The organism is Streptomyces virginiae (assembly GCF_000720455.1).
Taxonomy (GTDB): Bacteria; Actinomycetota; Actinomycetes; order Streptomycetales; family Streptomycetaceae; genus Streptomyces; species Streptomyces virginiae.
Genome location: NZ_JOAK01000117.1, coordinates 1 through 265 on the forward strand (window position 1 = coordinate 1; position 265 = coordinate 265).

Consider the following 265-nt stretch of genomic DNA (forward strand, 5'->3'; position numbering starts at 1 on the left):
TCGGTCACCAGGGAATATTTAGGCTTAGCGGGTGGTCCCGCCAGATTCACACGGGATTTCTCGGGCCCCGTGCTACTTGGGAGATGAGCAAGCAAGCCGCTGATGTTTCGTCTACGGGGGTCTTACCCTCTACGCCGGACCTTTCGCATGTCCTTCGACTACATCAACGGTTTCTGACTCGCCGACCGGCCGGCAGACCGATCAAGCTCATTCCCACAACCCCGCATGCGCAACCCCTGCCGGGTATCACACGCATACGGTTTGG

1 rRNA gene is annotated in these 265 nt (G+C 58.9%); it reads right to left on the bottom strand.

Annotation, left to right across the window (positions count from 1 at the left end):
* Window positions 1-265, bottom strand: a 23S ribosomal RNA gene (locus IG86_RS0138200); the annotation flags it as partial.